The 19256-nt window shown below is 62.8% G+C and carries 17 protein-coding genes; 6 read left to right on the top strand and 11 right to left on the bottom strand.

The window, feature by feature from the left end; genetic code table 11:
* Positions 1-79: 79 nt before the first annotated feature.
* Complete coding sequence (locus tag GA0061105_RS02260; protein WP_208601610.1) at positions 80-1225, bottom strand: citrate synthase; 1146 nt, start codon at positions 1223-1225, stop codon at positions 80-82.
* A gap of 84 nt (positions 1226-1309) precedes the next feature.
* On the opposite strand from GA0061105_RS02260, the gene GA0061105_RS02255 reads away from it, so the two are divergent.
* Positions 1310-2395 carry a citrate synthase/methylcitrate synthase gene (locus GA0061105_RS02255; protein WP_092747712.1) on the top strand — a complete coding sequence of 362 codons (1086 nt, stop codon included), beginning with the start codon at positions 1310-1312 and terminating at the stop codon, positions 2393-2395.
* Between the two features lie 58 nt (positions 2396-2453).
* On the opposite strand, the gene GA0061105_RS02250 is transcribed toward GA0061105_RS02255, so the two are convergent.
* From GA0061105_RS02250 to GA0061105_RS02235, 4 genes are all read right to left on the bottom strand, one after another.
* Positions 2454-4082: a CTP synthase gene (locus tag GA0061105_RS02250; RefSeq protein WP_064691671.1), complete on the bottom strand. Its 1629-nt coding sequence runs from the start codon at positions 4080-4082 to the stop codon at positions 2454-2456.
* Positions 4083-4225: 143 nt separating this feature from the next.
* Positions 4226-4756 (bottom strand): preprotein translocase subunit SecG, encoded by a 531-nt coding sequence (gene secG, locus GA0061105_RS02245; RefSeq protein ID WP_064691672.1) that lies wholly within the window; start codon positions 4754-4756, stop codon positions 4226-4228.
* A gap of 131 nt (positions 4757-4887) precedes the next feature.
* Positions 4888-5658 (bottom strand): triose-phosphate isomerase, encoded by a 771-nt coding sequence (gene tpiA / locus GA0061105_RS02240; protein WP_064692076.1) that lies wholly within the window; start codon positions 5656-5658, stop codon positions 4888-4890.
* A 124-nt stretch (positions 5659-5782) separates the two neighbouring features.
* Positions 5783-6682 carry an alpha/beta fold hydrolase gene (locus GA0061105_RS02235; RefSeq protein WP_092748295.1) on the bottom strand — a complete coding sequence of 300 codons (900 nt, stop codon included), beginning with the start codon at positions 6680-6682 and terminating at the stop codon, positions 5783-5785.
* Positions 6683-6891: 209 nt separating this feature from the next.
* Here GA0061105_RS02235 and parE point away from each other — a divergent pair, with 209 nt between their 5' ends.
* From parE to GA0061105_RS02220, 3 genes are all read left to right on the top strand, one after another.
* A complete protein-coding gene (parE, locus tag GA0061105_RS02230; protein WP_092748293.1) occupies positions 6892-8964 on the top strand; it encodes a DNA topoisomerase IV subunit B in 2073 nt (690 codons plus the stop codon).
* 190 nt (positions 8965-9154) lie between these two features.
* Entirely contained in the window at positions 9155-10294 is a 1140-nt protein-coding gene (locus GA0061105_RS02225; RefSeq protein ID WP_092748291.1) for an esterase-like activity of phytase family protein, read from the top strand.
* 115 nt (positions 10295-10409) lie between these two features.
* Positions 10410-11612: an AI-2E family transporter gene (locus GA0061105_RS02220; protein WP_092747710.1), complete on the top strand. Its 1203-nt coding sequence runs from the start codon at positions 10410-10412 to the stop codon at positions 11610-11612.
* Positions 11613-11630: 18 nt separating this feature from the next.
* On the opposite strand, the gene GA0061105_RS02215 is transcribed toward GA0061105_RS02220, so the two are convergent.
* The gene (locus GA0061105_RS02215; protein WP_092748289.1) at positions 11631-12089 is read right to left on the bottom strand and encodes a GNAT family N-acetyltransferase; all 459 of its coding nucleotides are present in this window, start codon (positions 12087-12089) and stop codon (positions 11631-11633) included.
* Positions 12090-12216: 127 nt separating this feature from the next.
* On the opposite strand from GA0061105_RS02215, the gene GA0061105_RS02210 reads away from it, so the two are divergent.
* A complete protein-coding gene (locus GA0061105_RS02210) occupies positions 12217-12630 on the top strand; it encodes a hypothetical protein (protein ID WP_092747708.1) in 414 nt (137 codons plus the stop codon).
* Here GA0061105_RS02210 and GA0061105_RS02205 read toward each other — a convergent pair.
* The 3 genes from GA0061105_RS02205 to GA0061105_RS02195 form a co-directional block, all read right to left on the bottom strand.
* Positions 12627-13772, bottom strand: a complete 1146-nt coding sequence (locus GA0061105_RS02205; protein ID WP_092747706.1) for a DUF2336 domain-containing protein — start codon at positions 13770-13772, stop codon at positions 12627-12629. The two genes, GA0061105_RS02210 and GA0061105_RS02205, sit on opposite strands and share 4 nt — an antisense overlap.
* Before the next feature lie 106 nt (positions 13773-13878).
* Positions 13879-14490, bottom strand: coding sequence for a flavin reductase family protein (locus GA0061105_RS02200; protein WP_064691676.1), 612 nt, complete (start codon positions 14488-14490; stop codon positions 13879-13881).
* Positions 14490-15074, bottom strand: coding sequence for a nitroreductase family protein (locus GA0061105_RS02195; RefSeq protein ID WP_064691677.1), 585 nt, complete (start codon positions 15072-15074; stop codon positions 14490-14492). Before GA0061105_RS02195 ends, GA0061105_RS02200 begins: the two co-directional genes overlap by 1 nt.
* A 113-nt stretch (positions 15075-15187) precedes the next feature.
* Between GA0061105_RS02195 and GA0061105_RS02190 the strand changes: the two genes are divergently transcribed.
* Positions 15188-16288, top strand: a complete 1101-nt coding sequence (locus GA0061105_RS02190) for a hypothetical protein (protein ID WP_092747704.1) — start codon at positions 15188-15190, stop codon at positions 16286-16288.
* Positions 16289-16484: 196 nt separating this feature from the next.
* On the opposite strand, the gene thrS is transcribed toward GA0061105_RS02190, so the two are convergent.
* Positions 16485-18491, bottom strand: a complete 2007-nt coding sequence (thrS, locus tag GA0061105_RS02185) for a threonine--tRNA ligase (protein WP_092747702.1) — start codon at positions 18489-18491, stop codon at positions 16485-16487.
* A 123-nt stretch (positions 18492-18614) separates the two neighbouring features.
* Positions 18615-19142 carry a DUF1697 domain-containing protein gene (locus GA0061105_RS02180; protein WP_092747700.1) on the bottom strand — a complete coding sequence of 176 codons (528 nt, stop codon included), beginning with the start codon at positions 19140-19142 and terminating at the stop codon, positions 18615-18617.
* Between the last annotated feature and the right edge of the window lie 114 nt (positions 19143-19256).

Genomic DNA, 19256 nt, shown 5'->3' with positions numbered 1-19256 from the left:
AACCGTCTTCTTCCATGTCAGGCATGATAGCCGAATTCGAACATTTCCCTAGACGAAAAAATGCAGACCGGCGCAACGCTCAAGCGCTGCTCCTCATGTCGGGCGCAGGACCTGCATAACGTGCCCGCGGCCGAATCAATTCGCCGCTGTCGATCTGCTCCATCGCATGCGCAAGCCAGCCGGCGGAACGGGCAAGGGAAAACAGGATAATCGGCGCCTCCCTCGGAAGATCGAAGGCGGCGGCCATCGCGGCAAGCGCGAAATCGACATTGACCTTCTCGCCGACCACCGCTTCGCCGGCGTCACGGAGGTTCGAAAACTGCGGCGGCAGGGGAAAATGCGAAAGCAGCGCGAGAGCCCTGACATCGCCATCGGGATAAAGCGGGTGGCCAAAGGCCGACAGGCGGTTGCCCTGGGCAAGCGTGCGGCGAATCGCTTGTTCGGCCCCGACAGCGCAGACGGTCTCGATCAAAGCATCAACGCCTTGCCAGGCAGCGCCATGCAGCGGCCCCGTCAATGTCGCCAGGCCGGAAAGCACGGCGGCCGACAGTGCAGCACCCGCCGATGCCGTGACCCGCGCCGCAAAGGTCGAGGCGTTGAGCTCGTGATCGGCAAGCAGCACCAGTGCGCGGCGCAGGCAATCGGCAGCATCCGGCCGCTGCCAGCTTGTCGCCAGCCTGAGATGCAGCGCCTGATCCGAAGGCCCCGGCGCCAGCGCATCGGCGACGGTAGAGAGCACACTCTGCGCCTCGTGGCGAAGGGCTGCCTGCGAGCGGCCGAGCGACGGAAGATCCAATGTCACCCGCCCGGCAAGCGCCACGAATGCAGCCTGAAGCGACGGAGCGGCACGCCCGGCCTCGGTCTTGGAGGACAGCACTTCCGCACCATTCCAGAGCAGTGCTGCCGTCTGCTCCAGCGTCGCCGCCTCGGCAAAGTCGGCCGCGTCCCGTCCGCGATAGAAAAGCCGTCCATCGATGATGGTGGAGATGGCCGATGAGAGAACCGGATCGCCCCAGCGGATAGCCTCGGCGGCAACGCTTTCGGACTTGCGGCGGCCAGCATGGCGTTCGGCAAGCCGTTGCACGTCGGCAGCCTGATAGAGGCTGCGGCGGGGATCGGCGGGATCGGGCTTGGCGCGAATGCGCCCGCGGCTGACATTGGCGTAGAGCGTCTGCGGCTTGGTCTTCAGCGCCTGCAGCGCCTCCTCGGCGGTCAGCCACGGCATTGGAGCCTCATGTTGATCAATTGCATCAAGATTGACGTCAATGAGACTAGGTCGGATCATCCAGTCCGTAAAGGAGAAAACCACATGAGAAATGGACTGGAAGATGTCATTGCCGCCGAAACGCAGCTGTCGGATGTCGATGGCGAAGCGGGTCGACTGATCATCCGCGGCGTATCGCTGGATCGTCTGGTCGCAGACTGCAGCTATGAGCGCGTCACCGCGCTACTGCTCGACGGGTTGATGGAGCGAAACTTCGATGAGGCGCTCTTGCGCGACTGGCTGGCACAGGCGCGAACGAAGGTTTTCGACCACCTCAAGGCCGCCGACGCCGCCCTGCTCGCCCTGCCGGTCGATGCGCTGCGGGCGCTGTTAGCCCGGCTGCCCGACGGCGATGATTTCGACACTGCGCTCAGCCTTCTGGCAGCGCCGGCGGTCTTCCTGCCGGCGATTCTCAGGCTGCAGCGCGGTCAAACGCCGATCGCGCCCGACGCCTCGCTGCCGCAGGCGGCCGATATCCTGCGCATGCTGACCGGACAATTGCCCACCCAGGAGCAGACGGCGGCGCTCGACACCTACCTCGTGACGATATCAGACCACGGCCTCAACGCCTCGACCTTCGCATCGCGCGTCATCGCCTCGACGCAGGCCGGTCTCACCTCTTCGGTGCTGGCGGCGCTGAGCGCGCTGAAGGGACCGCTGCATGGCGGTGCGCCCGGCCCCGTGCTCGACATGCTGGATGCGGTGGGAACGCCGGATAATGCCGGCAGGTGGCTTGCCGAAGCGCTTGATCGTGGCGAGAGGCTAATGGGCTTCGGCCACCGCATCTACCGCGTCCGTGACCCGCGCGCCGATGCGCTGAAGGGGGCGCTGAAGCCGCTGATCGCGTCGGGCCAGGTTGACAGCGCCCGCGGCGCGCTGGCGGAAGCCGTGGAAACCGCCGCATTGGCGATCCTGAGGGCGCGCAAGCCGAACCGGCCGCTCGACGTCAATGTCGAATTCTATACTGCGCTGCTGCTCGAAGCGCTCGGTTTCCCGCGTCAGGCCTTCACCGGCGTTTTCGCGATCGGACGCACGGTCGGATGGCTGGCGCATGCCCGCGAACAGGCGCTCGACGGCCGGCTGATTCGCCCGCGTTCGGTCTATATCGGGCCGTTGCCGGCGGCTGCCTAAAATTGGAACGGCGGATGAACCAGATCGCGCATAACCGCGCGATCTGGCGGCGCATGCGTCAGACGAGGCGGCTCTGTTCCGTCGCCGCTTCGATGAAGCTTGCAAACAGCGGATGCGGGTCGAGCGGTCGGCTCTTCAATTCCGGGTGATATTGCACGCCGATGAACCAGGGATGATCGGGATACTCGATCGTCTCCGGCAGAACACCATCCGGCGACATGCCGGAGAAGACGAGACCGCAGCTCTCGAGCCGATCCTTATAGTCGATATTGACCTCGTAGCGATGGCGATGACGCTCGGAAATATCCGTCGAACCGTAGATGTCCGAGATCTTCGTGCCCTTCTTCAGCGTCGCCTTGTAAGCGCCAAGACGCATGGTCCCGCCGAGATCGCCGGCTGCGGTTCGCTTCTGCAGCTCGTTGCCCTTGACCCATTCCGTCATCAGACCGACCACCGGCTCCTTCGCCGGGCCGAACTCGGTCGACGACGCGTCCGGCACGTCGGCGAGATTGCGGGCCGCCTCGATAACGGCCATCTGCATGCCGAAACAGATGCCGAAATAAGGCACCTTGCGTTCGCGGGCAAAGCGCGCCGCATGGATCTTGCCCTCGGAGCCGCGTTCGCCGAAGCCGCCAGGGACCAGGATGCCATGCACCTTTTCAAGGTAAGGCGCGGGATCTTCCTTCTCGAAGACCTCAGACTCGATCCATTCGAGCTTGACCTTGACGCGATTGGCAATGCCGCCGTGATGCAGCGCCTCGATCAGCGACTTATAGGCATCCTTGAGGCCGGTATACTTGCCGACGATCGCAATCGTCACCTCGCCTTCCGGCGTACGGATGCGGTTGCAGACCTCTTCCCACTGGTCGAGGCGCGGCTTCGGCGCCGGTTCGATACCGAAGGCGGCGAGCACCTCGTCGTCGAGGCCTTCCTTGTGGTAGGCCATCGGTACGTCGTAAATATTTGCGACGTCGAGCGCCTGGATAACGGCGGACGGCCGCACGTTGCAGAACAGCGAGAGCTTGCGGCGCTCGGCCTCCGGGATTTCGCGGTCGGCGCGCACCAGCAGGATATCGGGATGAATACCGAGCGCCTGCAACTCCTTCACCGAATGTTGGGTCGGTTTGGTTTTCAGCTCGCCGGCCGCCGGAATATAGGGCATCAGCGTCAGATGGACATAGACGGCGGTGCCGCGCGGCAGGTCGTTGCCGAGCTGGCGGATCGCCTCCATGAAGGGCATCGCCTCGATGTCGCCGACCGTGCCGCCGATCTCGCAGATGACAAAATCGTAGTCCTGATTGCCCTCGGTGACGAAATCCTTGATCTCGTTGGTGACGTGCGGGATGACCTGCACCGTCGCGCCGAGATAGTCGCCACGCCGTTCCTTGTCGATGATGTTCTTGTAGATGCGGCCGGTGGTGATGTTGTCGGTCTTGGTCGCCGAACGCCCCGTGAAACGCTCGTAGTGGCCGAGATCGAGATCGGTTTCCGCGCCGTCGTCGGTGACGAAGACTTCGCCGTGCTGGGTCGGGCTCATCGTGCCCGGGTCCACGTTCAGATAGGGGTCGAGCTTGCGAAGCCGCACCCGATATCCACGGGCCTGCAGCAACGCTCCGAGAGCGGCGGCCGCAATTCCTTTTCCGAGGGAAGAAACCACGCCGCCAGTGATGAATACGTATCGCGCCATGGGCTTCACCGGATACCTTTTCAATAACGATTCCACCAGCCCAAAAATTCTTTTCCAGAACTTTCGGAGCCTGATGGGGGAATCTGCACAAAAGAAAACCGGCAGACCCGAGGGCCTGCCGGCGGTTTATGTCATTGCCCGGTTTACTGTCCCGTCGGGACGCCGGAGGGCTGAGCCGGTGCCGGCGTGGCCGGAGCCGCGGGCGTCGCCGGAGCAGTGGCCGACGGAGCTGCCGGGGCAGTCGCCGCAGGTGCGCTGGCGGCCGGTGCCTGAGTTGCAGGCGCAGGCGTTGCGGGAGCCTGGGCGGCCGGTGCCGGAGCGGCAGCGCCGCCGTTCGGAACGCCGTTGCCGGCCGGCTGAGTTGCCGGAGCCTGGCCACCGCCGAGCGAATCGAGAATGCCGTTGCCCTGGCCGCTCGTCGCCGGAATGCGGTCGAGAATGTCGATCGGACGACCCTCGTAACGCGTTAGGATGCCGAGGCCGAGCGAGGTAAGAAAGAACAGGGTCGCCAGGATCGCGGTCGTGCGCGTCAGCGCATTGGCCGTGCCGCGGGCCGACATGAAGCCCGATCCGCCGCCGATGCCGAGACCGCCGCCTTCCGAGCGCTGGATGAGCACGACGCCGACGAGGGCGAGCACGATCATGAGATGGATGACAATCAATACTGTCTGCATGGGTCCAGTCCTGCCCGCCTGGAGACGGACATAAGTAAGAATTCTGGCGGCTCTTTACATGAGGCTCTCGCCTATTCCAAGCCCTTCGGCCCGGAATAAATAGACGAATAAACCGGGCAATGACCAATGCCTCAGGCGAGCAGCGCCTCATAGGCCCGGTAGATGGCGAGGAAGTCGGCGGCTTTCAAGCTCGCCCCGCCGATCAGCGCGCCGTCGACATTGGCGATGCCGAGCAGCTCTGCGGCATTGGCGGGCTTCACCGAGCCGCCGTAGAGCAGGCGCATCTTGCGGCCTTCGTCGCCGAAGCGGCCCACGAGCTCCGCGCGCATGAAGGCATGCGCCTTTTCGACATCGACCGATGTCGGCGTCACGCCGGTGCCGATCGCCCAGATCGGCTCGTAGGCGATAACCGTGTTTTCGGCAGTCGCGGCATCGGGAACGGAGGCGGAAAGCTGGCGCTTGATGACGTCAAGTTCCTGCCCGGCGCGGCGTTCGTCGGCCGTTTCGCCGATGCAGATGATTGCCGTGAGCTCAGCAGCAAAAGCCGCCTCTGCCTTGGCACGCACCAGATGGTCGGTCTCGGCATGGTCGGTGCGCCGCTCGGAATGGCCGACGATCACATAGGTGCCGAAACTGTCGGCGATCATTTCGGCGGAGATATCGCCGGTATGCGCGCCCGATGGTTTCTGGTGGCAATCCTGGGCGCCGATCGCAAGCGGGCTGTCGGTGCAGAGCGCGGTTGCCACGTAGAGCAGCGTCGTCGGCGGGCAGATCAGCGCCTCGACCTTGCCGGCGAGCGGCGGACGAACGCCCTCCGCGATCGCCTTGATCTGATCCAGGGAGGCACGCGTGCCATTCATTTTCCAATTTCCCGCCACGAGCGGGCGCACGTCAGGTGTCATGCCGGCCTTCCACAAACTTCATGTCCCCGGCCGCATTATCAAAAGCTGGCGGCAAAGAAAAGCATCATGCCCTTGATGTCGCGGGAATCTCTGCGATTTCGCGTGACTTTGTGCGAAATCGCCGTCAGCGAGCAAGAATCCAGTTCAACACCCTGCGCCAGTCAATCATCCGGATCGGCGTCCCATGATTTCCCGTCTGAAACAGCGTGAAGCGCGTCGGATAACTTGCCTTGCGCAGGCTTTCGAACAGCGCCTGCTGGTCACTCGCGGCATAGACCGGGTCACGGCTGCCATGGGCGAACCACAGCGGCAGCTTGGCCTTGTAGAAGGCGCTCCTGGTGAAATCCGGATCGGTGACTCCGCTCATGACAAGCATGCCGTTCAGCCGCTTGACGCTGTCACTGTCCCGCGCAACGCCCCAGCAGATCTGGCCGCCCATCGAAGCGCAGGAAAGTATGATCGGCCGGCCGGGCGATTGGGCGCTGGCATAACGGATCAGGTCTTCGATCGCGGCAACGCCGTTGCTGTCGAAACTCCTGACCGTCGGCGAATAATAGACGCCGCCATTGCCAGCGACGAGGTTCTTCAGTCGGTTGAAATTGCCGCCGAAGCTGTAATCATTGGCGCCGAGCCGGCGGTCGCCGTCGCGGCCGTGGATGAAGATCACCGTGAATGCGGCGTTCTGAGCTTGTCCCACCCTGGTGACATCGAGCCTGATACCGTCGAGAGACAGCGTTTCGTCCGCCTGGGCCTTGCGGACGCCGAGTGCGACATATTTCTGCTGGACCCGTTTTTGCGGGATCTGGTCGCGGCCGTTGATATCGCGCATCTCGTCATAGTCGATGACCTCGTAGGCGCCGTCGTCGCCTGTCTGCAGCACGGTCTGTTTCGAGAACAGATCGTCCTTGAACGGCGCCAGCGCATCGGCGGCCCGCGCTGCTTCGCTGGCGGAAAGCACGGCTGCGAACAGCAAAAAGGCCGCAATTGCCGATATAACAGTGCAATGACTTGTGGACATTCGCATGCGGATGGTTTCCTGAAGCCTGCCGCCGCTTGCCATTCCGCGCCCGGCAACGCAAATCATTTCTGAAAAGCCCGCCAAAAGAGGCGGTGTCGCGTATAAAGCTGCTTTCTGGCAAAATCTGCCTGATTCGCAAACGTGACATGAAATGCGGTGATTTTGGGTCGACGGCGGATGTCCGCCCAAGACAGGATGAAGATCTGAACGGCTCCATGGACGACAGCAACGACCTCTTTTCCGGAATGCCCCTCTCTGAAAAACGCGAGGAGGCCCAGAAGCCTGCGGCTGCGGCCGAACGTGCGCCGGTGGCTGCACCGCTCGCCTCGCCTCGCCCCGCCCCCGCCGCCTCGAACGCGGATGAGTATGGCGCCTCGTCGATCCGCGTTCTCGAAGGCCTCGAGCCGGTGCGCATGCGCCCGGGCATGTATATCGGCGGCACCGACGAAAAGGCGCTGCACCACCTCTTCGCCGAAGTCATCGACAACGCGATGGACGAGGCGGTCGCCGGACACGCCAATTTCATCGAGGTGCATCTCGATCTGCAGGGTTATCTGAGCGTCACCGACAACGGCCGCGGTATCCCGGTCGAGAACCATCCGCAGGTGCCGGGCAAGTCGACGCTGGAAGTCATCATGACCAAGCTGCATGCCGGCGGTAAGTTCGACGGCAAGGCCTATGAGACCTCGGGCGGCCTGCACGGCGTCGGCGTTTCGGTCGTCAATGCGCTCTCCGACTTCCTCGAAGTCGAGGTGGCGCGAAACCGCAAGCTTTACCGCCAGCGCTTCTCGCGCGGCCTGCCGCAGGGCGGGCTTGAGGAATTGGGCGACGTCCACAATCGCCGCGGCACGCGTGTGCGCTTCCATCCTGATCCGCAGATCTTTGGGGAGCACATGAAGTTCGAAGCCGCCCGTGTCTTTCGCATGGCGCGCTCCAAGGCCTACCTGTTCGGCGGCGTCGAGATCCGCTGGAGCTGCGAGCCCGGCGTTCTGCCTGAAGGCTCAGAGGTCCCTGATAAGGCCACCTTCCATTTCCCCGGCGGCCTCAAGGATTATCTCCAGGCGACGATGGGCAAGGAGTTCACCGTCACCCGCGAGATCTTCGCCGGCAAGACCGAGAAGGCCAACGGCCACGGTTCGATGGAATGGGCGATCACCTGGTATGGCGGCGACCCGCAGGTGCATTCCTATTGCAACACCATCCCGACCCCCGAAGGCGGCACCCACGAGGCCGGCCTGCGCATCGCGCTGACCAAGGGCTTGAAGGCCTATGCCGAGCTGACGCAAAACAAGCGCGCCGCCCAGATCACCACCGATGACGTGATGATCTCGGCTGTCGGCATGCTCTCGGTTTTCATCCGCGAGCCGGAATTCGTCGGCCAGACCAAGGACAAGCTCGCGACCGTCGAGGCCCAGCGTCTTGTCGAGAATGCGCTGCGCGATCCCTTCGACCACTATCTCGCAGACAATCCGAACGAAGCGGCCAAGCTGCTCGACTGGGTGATCGAGCGCGCCGAGGAGCGCCTGCGTCGCCGCAAGGAAAAGGAAGTCAACCGCAAGACGGCGGTGCGCAAGCTGCGCCTGCCCGGCAAGCTCGCCGACTGCTCGCAGAACACCGCCGAAGGCGCCGAACTCTTCATCGTCGAGGGCGATTCGGCAGGTGGCTCAGCCAAGCAGGCGCGCAACCGCGCCAACCAGGCGATCCTTCCGCTCCGCGGCAAGATCCTGAACGTCGCCAGCGCCGGCCGCGAGAAGTTCGGCGCCAACCAGCAGCTCGCCGATCTCATCCAGGCGCTCGGCTGCGGCACACGCTCGAAATACCGTCAGGAAGATCTGCGCTACGAGCGCATCATCGTCATGACAGATGCCGATGTCGACGGCGCCCATATCGCCTCGCTGCTCATCACCTTCTTCTACCAGGAAATGCCGGAACTGGTGCGTGGCGGCCATCTCTTCCTGGCCGTGCCGCCGCTCTACAAGATCACCCAAGGGGCGAAATCCGCCTATGCGCGCGACGACAATCACCGTGCCGAGCTAATGCAGACGGAATTCAAGGGCAAGGCCAAGGTGGAGATCAGCCGCTTCAAAGGTCTCGGCGAGATGATGCCCGCCCAGCTCAAGGAAACCACCATGGACCCGGCCAAGCGCACCCTGCTCCGGGTGTTGATCGACGAGGTGGATTTCGAAGGCACCCGCAGCGCCGTCGACGACCTGATGGGCACCAAGCCCGAGGCCCGCTTCCGCTTCATCCAGGAGCGTGCGGCCTTCGCAGAAAACCTTGATATTTGAATAAGTCCCACGCGCGCCGAACGGTTCGACAGAGACGGCCGGCGCGCTGCATTTTAGCACCTGCGATTTCACGGAACTGACGAAGAACCGTAACAACTCCGTCAAACAACCGGCGCATGAAGCGGATGGCGCGCGCCCTTGAAATGGCGCCTGCGCCATTACACGTTTTCAACTCTTGCCGGATTTTGCCATGACCAAGCGTTTTGCCGCGACCGCCGCTCTCGTTCTCCTGTCCAGCACTGTCACCGTCAATGCCACGGATATCGGCGCCACCTTCGAAAGCGCCTGCCCCTTCGGCGATTGCGCCGCCGGCATTTCCCTCTCCTATCTCGGTGAATTCGTTATACCCACCGGCCAGATGGAAAACGGCATCGAATTCGGCGGCATATCAGGCCTCGATTTCGATGCCGCCACCGGCCACTATATCGCCATCAGCGACGACCGTTCGGACAAGGCACCCGCCCGCTTCTATGAACTCGACATCGATGTCGAGGCGTCGGGCCTCAAGGGCGTTTCCGTTGTCAAGCATGTGACGCTGAAAGACAAGAACGGTGAACCCTTCGCCGCCAAGACCGTCGACCCAGAATCGATCCGCCTCGGCAAGGACGGCATCTACTGGGGCAGCGAAGGCGACGCCAAGGTGCTGCTGCCGCCCTTCATCCGCGTCACTGCGCCGGACGGTTCGTTCGTGCGCGAGTTCAAGCTGCCTGAGGGTTTTGCTCCGACCATCGGCAAGTCGACCGGCATCCGCGACAACCAAGCTTTCGAGGATCTCGCCGTCGCGCCCTCAGGCGACGTATTCGTCGGCACCGAAGCCGCCCTCTACCAGGATGGGCCGAAGCCGTCGCTGACGACGGGCAGCCTGTCGCGCATCATCCGCTATGACGGCGCAAGCGGCGAGCCGAAGTCTGAGTATGTCTATCCGGTCTCGCCGATCCCGCAGGCCGCCACTAAGGCCGACGGCGGCAATGACAACGGCATGTCGGAAATGCTTGCGCTTGACGATCACCGCCTGCTCGCCGTCGAGCGCAGCTATGCCGAGGGTTTCGGCAATAACATCAAGATCATGATGGTCGATCTCGCCGGCGCCACCGACGTATCCGCGATTCCCTCACTCGCCAAGAACGACCAGCGTGTCGTTCCGGCCCGCAAGAGCCAGATTCTCGATCTCAGAGCTATCGGCCTCGTGCCCGATAATATCGAGGCCATGTCGCTCGGCAAGGTCAAGGACGGTACCGACGTCCTCATCCTCAGTTCCGACAATAATTTCTCCGCCAATCAGAAGACGCAATTCTATGCCTTCAAGGTTCTCAGCCGCCCGCAGCAGTAAGACGCCATGCCGGGCGGTCGATGAGTGATGCTTTATATCAGCTTTCACGGTGCGGACCTTGAAACCGCCGGGTTCATGGCCCATAACCAGAGTACAAGAATAAGAAGAGGCGCGCGTGGGTGTGTTCGACCGTCAGAAAAGCAATCATGAACCGCGATGGCTGGGGTCGTCGGCGCCGACACGCACGCCGCTGATTCCCTCCATTTCGGCGGCGCGCTGGCTGCTGGTGCTGGTCGTTGCGGCGGGCGTCTATTTCTTCTACGGCTTCCTGGTGCCGGTGCTTGCGGCGCTCGTCATCGGCTTTGCCAGCTGGCCGCTCTATCGCAAGCTTCTCGCCCGTGTCGGCGGCAATACGACGATCGCCGCGACGATCGCCATCGTCATGATCGTCACCTTTCTGGTCATTCCGATCGGGCTTGCCGTCACCTATACGACGGGCGAAGTGCGCACCTGGCTCGCCTGGGCGATCCACGCCAACCGCGCCGGCGCCGCGACACCGGATTGGATCGTCGCCTTGCCGTTTGCCGGCCCCTATCTCGATGACCTCTGGACGAAATATATCGGCAGTCCCGGGGCTCTCGGCGAACTCATCCAGGCGGTCAGCGGCGCTCACATCGGCAACATCTATCGCGCCGTACTGGCAGCCGGCGGCGGGGCTTTCCACCTTCTGCTGACGCTGCTCTTCATGCTGATCGCGCTGTTCTTCGTCTATCGCGACGGCTTCTCCTTCTCCAAGCAGATCGACATGCTCGGCGAGCGCATCCTGCCGAATCGCTGGGAGCGCATTTCGCGTGTCGTCCCGGCAACGATCAGTTCCACCGTCATGGGCATGACGCTGATTGCGATCGGCGAAGGCATCGTGCTCGGCGTGGCTTACTGGATTGCCGGCGTGCCGTCGCCGGTGACACTTGGCGTGCTGACAGGCGTGATGGCGCTGATCCCGGGCGGTGCGCCGCTCTCCTTCACGCTGGTCTCGATCTATCTCCTGGCGAGCGGCTCGCATGTTGCCGGCGTCGGCCTCTTCGTCTGGGGCACCGTCGAGCTTTTCATCGTCGACAAGACGCTGCGGCCGAAGCTCGTCGGCGGCCCCATCAAGCTGCCCTTCCTGCCGACCTTTTTCGGCCTCGTCGGAGGCGTCAAGACGATGGGCTTTCTCGGCCTGTTCATCGGCCCGGTGCTGATGGCGCTGATCGTCGCCATCTGGCGTGAATGGATCCACGAGGCCCGCAGCGCCGAGAGCAGCGAGAGGGTGCCGCCGATCGTCATCGACGAACAGGCTCCGCCGTCCAAACCGATCCCGCGCGTCGCCGAAGGCTGAACGTGCCTTCGCAGGCCGCTATCCCAGCCGCTTTTCCATGAACAGGCTGAGCGGATCCGGAAGATAGGTGCCGAAAGCCTCGATCTCCCGGTATCCGTATTTGCGGTAGAGGGCGATCGCCTCGGGCTGGTAGATGCCGGTCTCGAGCCGGATCGCCGTCAGCCGCTTTTCCCGCGCGATCGCCTCCAGCGCATTCATCAATCCGCTCGCGATCCTCAATCCCCTCGCCTGCGGGTCGACGAACATGCGCTTGATCTCCGCCGTACCATCGCCGGCCTCGACCAGCGCGCAGCATCCGACGATCGCCCCCTCGTTACGGGCGACGAAGAAGCTTACCGAAGGTTTCTCCAGCGAGGAGAGGTCGACCAGGTGGTTGCTCTCCGCGGGATAGAGCGACCCTGCATAGGCGTCGGAAAGATCGAGAAGCCGGATGACGCCGTCCTGGCGCGGCGGCTCCTGGGCGATAATGACGGACATGATGGTTTCCAATACTTGCGCGGCGAGAAATTTTTCTGACATGACGAAGATTTAATGCCTTCGCCTTGTTTCGGTTGGAATTGCGCCGTCTAAGGCGATTCAGGTTCAATAGCCAGGGAGGCAGAATATGCAAGCGGTGCTCATCGCAATGACCATTCTCGGTTGCGACGATTCCGTCAGCCAATGCAGCTATGTCGCGACGGTCGACAAGCGTTGGGAAACCGTTGCCGCTTGCGATGCCGAAGCCGAACGCCGGCTCAAAGCCTACGCCAATGTCAGCTATCCCTCGGTTATCGCCGTGTGCGAGGCGCCGAGAGCGCTCGCCGCCGCGGAACCGCCGAAACCGGCGCCTGCCGCCGCGGCCGGCACCGCTCCTGCCGCCCCCAAAGAACCACCAGGCATCGCCGGCTTTGCTGAGAACATCGCCGGCCAGGTTCGCGCACATCTCCCATCGGGCAAAGACGTCAAGGAGACGCTTTCCAAACCCGTGCATTTCGTATCCGCCAGCTATTCCTGGGTGGTAACCCGGCTGAACGACTAGGCCGCCGCAAGCGCCGCATAGACGCGCGCCGATTGCCGATGCTCGGCGACATGAAGCTTTTCCACCATATCGAGCAGTTCTCCGGCCGCGCTATGCGAGCCGTCGTGATGGCGGAATTTTTCAAGAAGACGGCCGCCGACGGTGCCTAGCACGCTGCCCGGCGCCTTTCGAGCGGCCTCGCGCCACAGAAGCGTCGCTTCGACGAAAATCACGCTGATATCCCTCGGCAGGCCGGCAGATTCGTAAAGGGCGCGCACCGCATGCATGCGGCCAGTCGCCAGGATCGAGCGCACCCTGCGCTCGCTGCACGCCGTGAGATCGACGATTGCAGCAGCGAAGAAATCAAGCTTGCCGGCGCAGAGCGCATGCATAAGCAAGGACGGCGTCAGCCGGCCCTCGAGGCGCAGATGTTCGACGAGATCCGGCACCTCCCGCGGCGCGACATCGCCGGCGATGGAAACGATGGCTGCCTCGGTCGCCTCGCGGCTGATGCGCTGGAGCCGCTGCAGGCCGACCGCCGCCTGCGCCAGCGGCAGGCCGACCAGCGCATTGCTGACATGCTGAGTGAGCAGCTGGCGGGCATCGGCCGGAAGATCGCTGCGGTCGAGCAGCAGGTTGCGGATATCGCAGCAATCGCCGAGCCGCTCGGCGATGCGTTTCAGCGATTGGCTGGAGATGGCCGCGCCGTCGTTTTCGAGCAGGCAGAGCAGTTCCTCTTCATCACCGACCTCCGCAAGGGCGGCGGAGACCGGGCGCGTGACGTAGGCCCTTGCCGCGATCAGCATGCGCGTGGCGCCGTTGCCGCGCGCGGCAAGATCGACGAGATCGGCGTCGCTCAAAAGCGGTGAACAGGTGACGGCGTGGCAGGCGACTTCGGGCTGGTCGGCGGCAAGCGAAAGGATCAGGCTGCGCGGCGCATCAGGCGACCAGGCGATCGCCTCGGCAAGCGCGAGCCGCACACGCGGCGACGGATCATCGAGAAGAAAGGTCATCGCCATCTCGGCTGCTGCCCGCTCCTCGCCGCTCATCTCGGATTGCAGATAGGCTCGACCGAGTGCGTTCGCGGCCCGGGCCCGATCACCGGTCTTGGCCGTTTCGATCCAACGAAGGAAAGCTTCTACGATCACGCGACGCCCCAGCAATTAAACGCGATTTCCTCGCGCTGCATTCATTGCTGCGACGGTAGCGGCAAAAGGTTTAAGATTCGTTCACCACGTTTCTTAAGCCTTTGTATGTCTTGCGTTCGGACTACGCTTTTGGCACCTGCGGCCGGAACATCTCGAAAACATCGCTGCCCTCACTGTAATCCATGTAGCCCATGCGGGCCACAGGTCGGGCGATGGACATGTCGAGGCGACCGTTCCTGACGATCGCCTCGTCGATGCGAATGCCGACCACCTCGCCGAAGACCATGACGTTTTCGGAAGGTGCGCCCGACAGCGTCTTCGGCTCGATGATCTCTGTCACCCTGCATTCGAGCACGGCATAAGCCTCGCCGACATAGGGGGCGTCAATCAGTTCGGACTGTTTCGGGGTCAGCCCGGCGAAGTCGAATTCGCTGTCGCCATAGGCCAGCGCCGCCGAGGAGAGGTTCATCTTTTCGGCGAGATCGCGGCTGACGAAATTGCAGGTGAAGACGCCGGTCTCGGTCGCATTTCGCTGGCTGTCCTTGCGCCCGGCGGAGGAAAACATCACCAGCTTCGGCCGGTCGGCGACCGCATTGAAAAAGGAATAGGGCGCAAGATTGATCGAACCGTCCCTGCCCTTGCTGCCGATCCAGCCGATCGGACGGGGCGATACGATCGCCTTGAAGGGATCATGTGCGAGGCCATGCCGATTGCTGTCTGTCGTGTAGAACATCAGTCCTCTCCGCCGACCCAGCTCACCGTATCGGCAAGCTCCGGCCGCGGCCGCTCGATTGCCGGAAATGTCGTTGAGCCGATATGGATGAAGCCGGCAACCTTTTCGCCGGGTTCGACGCCGAGCAGCGGGTGGGCGCGCTCATCATAGGCGAACCATTCCGTCAGCCAGTTGGCGACATAACCGGTGGCATTGGCGGCAAGCATGACGTTGAGGCAGAGCGCGCCGGCCGACATTAGCTGCTCCCATTCCGGAATCTTGATGTGCGGCCCCGCCTTGCTGACGACGGCGACGACCACGGGCGCCCGGGTGAAGCGGGTGCGCTCAACCTGGATCATCTCTTCGGAAAGGTCGGGCTTTGTCTCGAGCGCGAGTTTCAGGAGCTCCTCGCCGAGGCGTGCGCGCTCATCTCCGCGATAGACGATGAAACGCCAGGGAGCGATCTTGCCGTGATCGGGAACACGCGAGGCAAGCCGCAGTATCTCCTCGATCTCGGCCTTCTCGGGGCCGGGTTCACACATCTGGAAAGCGGGGATGGAACGGCGCACGGCAAGGTAATCAATCAGCTTGATATCGGATTTCATACGGGAGAAACTTTCATTTTTATGCTGTTGCAGAGCGTGGGTCTTGAATTTGCCATCGCGTTGGTCTTGAAGTGGCCTTTGCGATTTCAGAAGTCAATCGGTTCACGAAACAGATGTTTGGCATTTCGCCTGTTGCACGCATCGGCCTCGCCATCGCCCTGATGGTCTTGATGCCCATCGGCGCCGGCGCGCAGGATGCCTTCAAAGAGTTCAAACAGCTCGACTCGACATCGAAAATGCCGAAGCTCAACGCCTTCATCGCACCCGGCACCGCGCCCGAAGGCGCCAAGCTGCGCGACGTCGCGATGGAAGCCAAGCTGACGGCGGACGGCTCCGCTGTCGAAGACGGCCTTTCCTGGTATGTCTTCAGCCCGATCGCCGGAGCCGACGGCAAGCTGCCGCTGGTCGCCAGCGCCAAGGGCGGGCCCGCCGCCTTCCAGCTCGCTCCGGGCGATTACTTCGTCAATGTCTCCTTCGGCCGCGCCGGCGTCACCAAGAAGCTGACCGTGCCCACTGACGGCGAGGTCGACAAGCAGGTGATGGTGCTTGATGCCGGCGGCCTACTACTCAATGCCGTCTCCGGCGCCGATGCCCGCATCCGCCCCGACCAGCTGAGCTTCTCGATCTATTCCTCGGAAGTGCGCGATGATGGCGAGCGTGGTCTCGTCGTGGCCGACGTCTCGCCGAACACGGTCGTGCGTCTCAATGCCGGCACCTATCATATCGTTTCCGAATATGGCAGCGTCAACGCCGTCATCCGCGCCGACATCCAGGTCGAGGCTGGCAAGCTCACAGAGGCAACGATCCAGCACCGCGCCGCCCAGATTACCTTCAAGCTGGTCTCCGAAGCCGGCGGTGAGGCGATCGCCGACACGGCCTGGTCGATCTTGACGGCAGCCGGCGACAGTGTCGGCGAAAGCGTCAGCGCCTTTCCAACCATGGTCCTTGCCGAAGGCGAATATTCCGCGGTCGCGCGCAACAAGGACAAGATCTATCAGCGCGACTTCACCGTCGCTGCCGGCAGGAACACCGATGTCGAAGTTCTGATGAAGGACCACCAGCCGCAGCAACCAGAGAGCCCCGCGGCACGCACGGTGCAGCAGGTGCCGGCCGGCACGCCGCCGCCGCCGGGTGTCCAGCCGGCTCCGGAGGCGCCGCTGCCCTCCTACGAACAGCTCGTGCCGCAAGGCGGCGACGGCGCCAGCCTCGATTGATCTCCCGCAAACGGTTTGGCTCGACCGCACTTCCTTCGAACTGTGCGTTCGGCGGCGCATCGAGAAGACGGCCTCGGAGAAACCGTCGCAATGCGGCATCGGGATGACCCCCCGCTCCTCGTTCACGACGAGGATATTGCGGACTCATTCAGATTTCCGACAGCGCCAGACTGGCGCTGTCGGATGGCAGCGGTTTTCAGGCCGCCTTGGCTTTCTTTGCTTCAGCCTTGCGACGGACGTCCGGCGGTGTCGCCTCGAGGGCCAAGCTCTCGACGGCGGCGTCAAGCTCCATCGAAACCTGCTCCTGACTGCCGAGGCGGCGGATGTTGACCGTGCGCTCCTCCGCCTCCTTCCTGCCGCAGACGATAATGACAGGAACCTTGGTGACCGAATGCTCGCGGATCTTGTAGTTGATCTTCTCGTTGCGGAAGTCGGTCTCGACGTTGAGACCCGCCTCGCGCAGCGCCTCGGCCACTTCAAGTCCGTAGGCATCGGCCTCCGAGGTGATCGTTGCGACCACCACCTGCAGCGGTGACACCCAGAGCGGCATATGACCGGCGAAGTTCTCGATCAGGATGCCGAGGAAACGCTCCATCGAGCCGCAGATGGCACGGTGGATCATCACCGGCTGCGTCTTTTCGGAGTTGCTGTCGATGTAGAAGGCACCGAAACGTTCCGGCAGGTTGAAGTCGACCTGCGTCGTGCCGCACTGCCATTCGCGGCCGATCGCGTCCTTCAGCGTATACTCGAACTTCGGCCCGTAGAAAGCGCCCTCGCCTGGCAGGATGCCGGTCTTGATGCGGCCCTCGGACTGCGCCTCGATCGTCTTCAGCACGTCGGTCATCACGGCTTCCGCACGGTCCCACAGCGCGTCGGAACCGACGCGTTTTTCCGGGCGGGTCGAAAGCTTGACGACGATTTCCTTGAAGCCGAAATCTTCATACACCGAGAGGATGAGATCGTTGATCTTCAGGCATTCGGCGGCCATCTGCTCGTCGGTGCAGAAGATGTGCGCGTCGTCCTGCGTGAATCCGCGCACGCGCATCAGACCATGCAGCGCGCCCGATGGCTCGTAGCGATGCACGAGACCGAACTCCGCCAGACGGATCGGCAGTTCGCGATAGGACTTCAGGCCATGCTTGAAGATCTGCACATGGCCGGGGCAGTTCATCGGCTTCAGCGCGAAAACACGATTATCTGCTTCCTTGTCGTCGGGATGCGTCATCGCATGCGCCGATTTCACGCCGAACATGTTTTCCTGATACCAGCCCCAGTGCCCCGAGGTTTCCCAGAGCGACGTGTCGAGCACCTGAGGCGCGTTGACTTCTTCATAATCGATGGCAAGCCGGCGGCGCATATAGGCGACGAGCGTCTGGAAGATGCGCCAGCCCTTGCCGTGCCAGAAGACGACGCCCGGGCCCTCTTCCTGGAAATGGAACAGGTCCATTTCGCGGCCGAGCTTGCGATGATCCCGCTTTTCGGCTTCGGCCAGCATATGCAGATAATTGTCGAGATCGGCCTGGTCCGCCCATGCCGTGCCGTAGATGCGCGACAGCATGGCGTTGTTGCTGTCGCCGCGCCAATAGGCGCCGGCAACCTTCATCAGCTTGAAAGCCGTGCCTACCTGGCCGGTGGAGGCCATATGTGGGCCGCGGCAGAGGTCGAACCAGTCACCCTGATTGTAGATCTTCAGATCCTGCCCTTCCGGGATCGCATCGACGAGCTCGACCTTGTACTGCTCACCCTTAGCGGCAAAGACTTCCCTGGCCTTCTCGCGCGACCAGATCTGCTTGGTGAAGGGCGCATTGCGGGCAATGATCTCCTTCATCTTCTTTTCGATCTTCGGCAGATCGTCGGGCGTGAAGGGCTCGTTCTTGGCAAAGTCGTAATAGAAGCCGTTTTCGATCACGGGGCCGATCGTCACCTGCGTGCCGGGCCACAGCTCCTGTACGGCTTCGGCCATCACATGCGCGGCGTCATGCCGAATGAGCTCCAGCGCGCGGCCATCCTTACGGGTGATGATCTCGATCTTGCCGTCGGTCACGGCATCGGAAAGGTCACGCACGGTGCCGTCGATCGCAATGGCGACGGCACTCTTGGCGAGCGACTTTGAAATGGATTCGGCGACATCCCTGCCGGTCGCGCCAGCCGGGAAGCTGCGCACGGAACCATCGGGAAATATCAGGGAAATGGCTTCAGACATCGAAATTCTCCTTGTCCAGTCCCGCCAACGAATGCGGGTGGTTGCAACGACGCGCCTCCCTTTGTTGGATGCGCTGCCGCCTGATACTCAGATTTTCCGCGGGAGTAAAGGAAGATGCCCGGTCTACATCATCATTTGGGCGAGGCCGCAGACCGTATTCCAGTTACGCATCGTCCCGATGCCGAGCCGCTTGGTCGTCAGCGCCGACAGCAATTTAGATTGGCTCGGTTTGCCGGCGAAATCGATCCAGAGGTCGCCGCCGACAACGGCGATGCGCTGGCCTTCCACCATCAGCGGCTTCAGTGCCTCCACCTTCTCCGGATCGATTGGCAGGCGCATGACGCGGACGATGACCTGATCTCCACTGCCATCCCTGAAGGGATTGGTGCCGCAGAGCGCCATCCAGGTGCAATCGCTGCGCACGACGATATCGACATGTTTGCCGAACTTCTCTTCGAAGCCCTCTTCCAGCGCGACCTCGAGTTCATGCGGGCGCATGTCGTCGGCTTCGAAGACCAGATTGCCGGTTGAAACCAGTGTGCGCGGCGCGCGATAGCCGAGCTCTGTGGCAAGCGCCCGCAGATCCTCCATGATGACGCGGCGGTCGGGCGTCAGGACGATGCTGTGCAGAAGGGCGACAAACATGCTCATAGCCGCTCGCTCTCCCCCGCTCCTTCGCGATCGTAGTCACCGAACAGTGACTGCACCTCACGCCTCGCCGCTGCCCGGCCCTCACAAACACAATCCTCCGCCGGTATCCTCACC

It is taken from the genome of Rhizobium aethiopicum (assembly GCF_900094625.1).
Taxonomy (GTDB): domain Bacteria; phylum Pseudomonadota; class Alphaproteobacteria; order Rhizobiales; family Rhizobiaceae; genus Rhizobium; species Rhizobium aethiopicum.
This window is presented reverse-complemented; position numbering and strand designations above follow the sequence as displayed.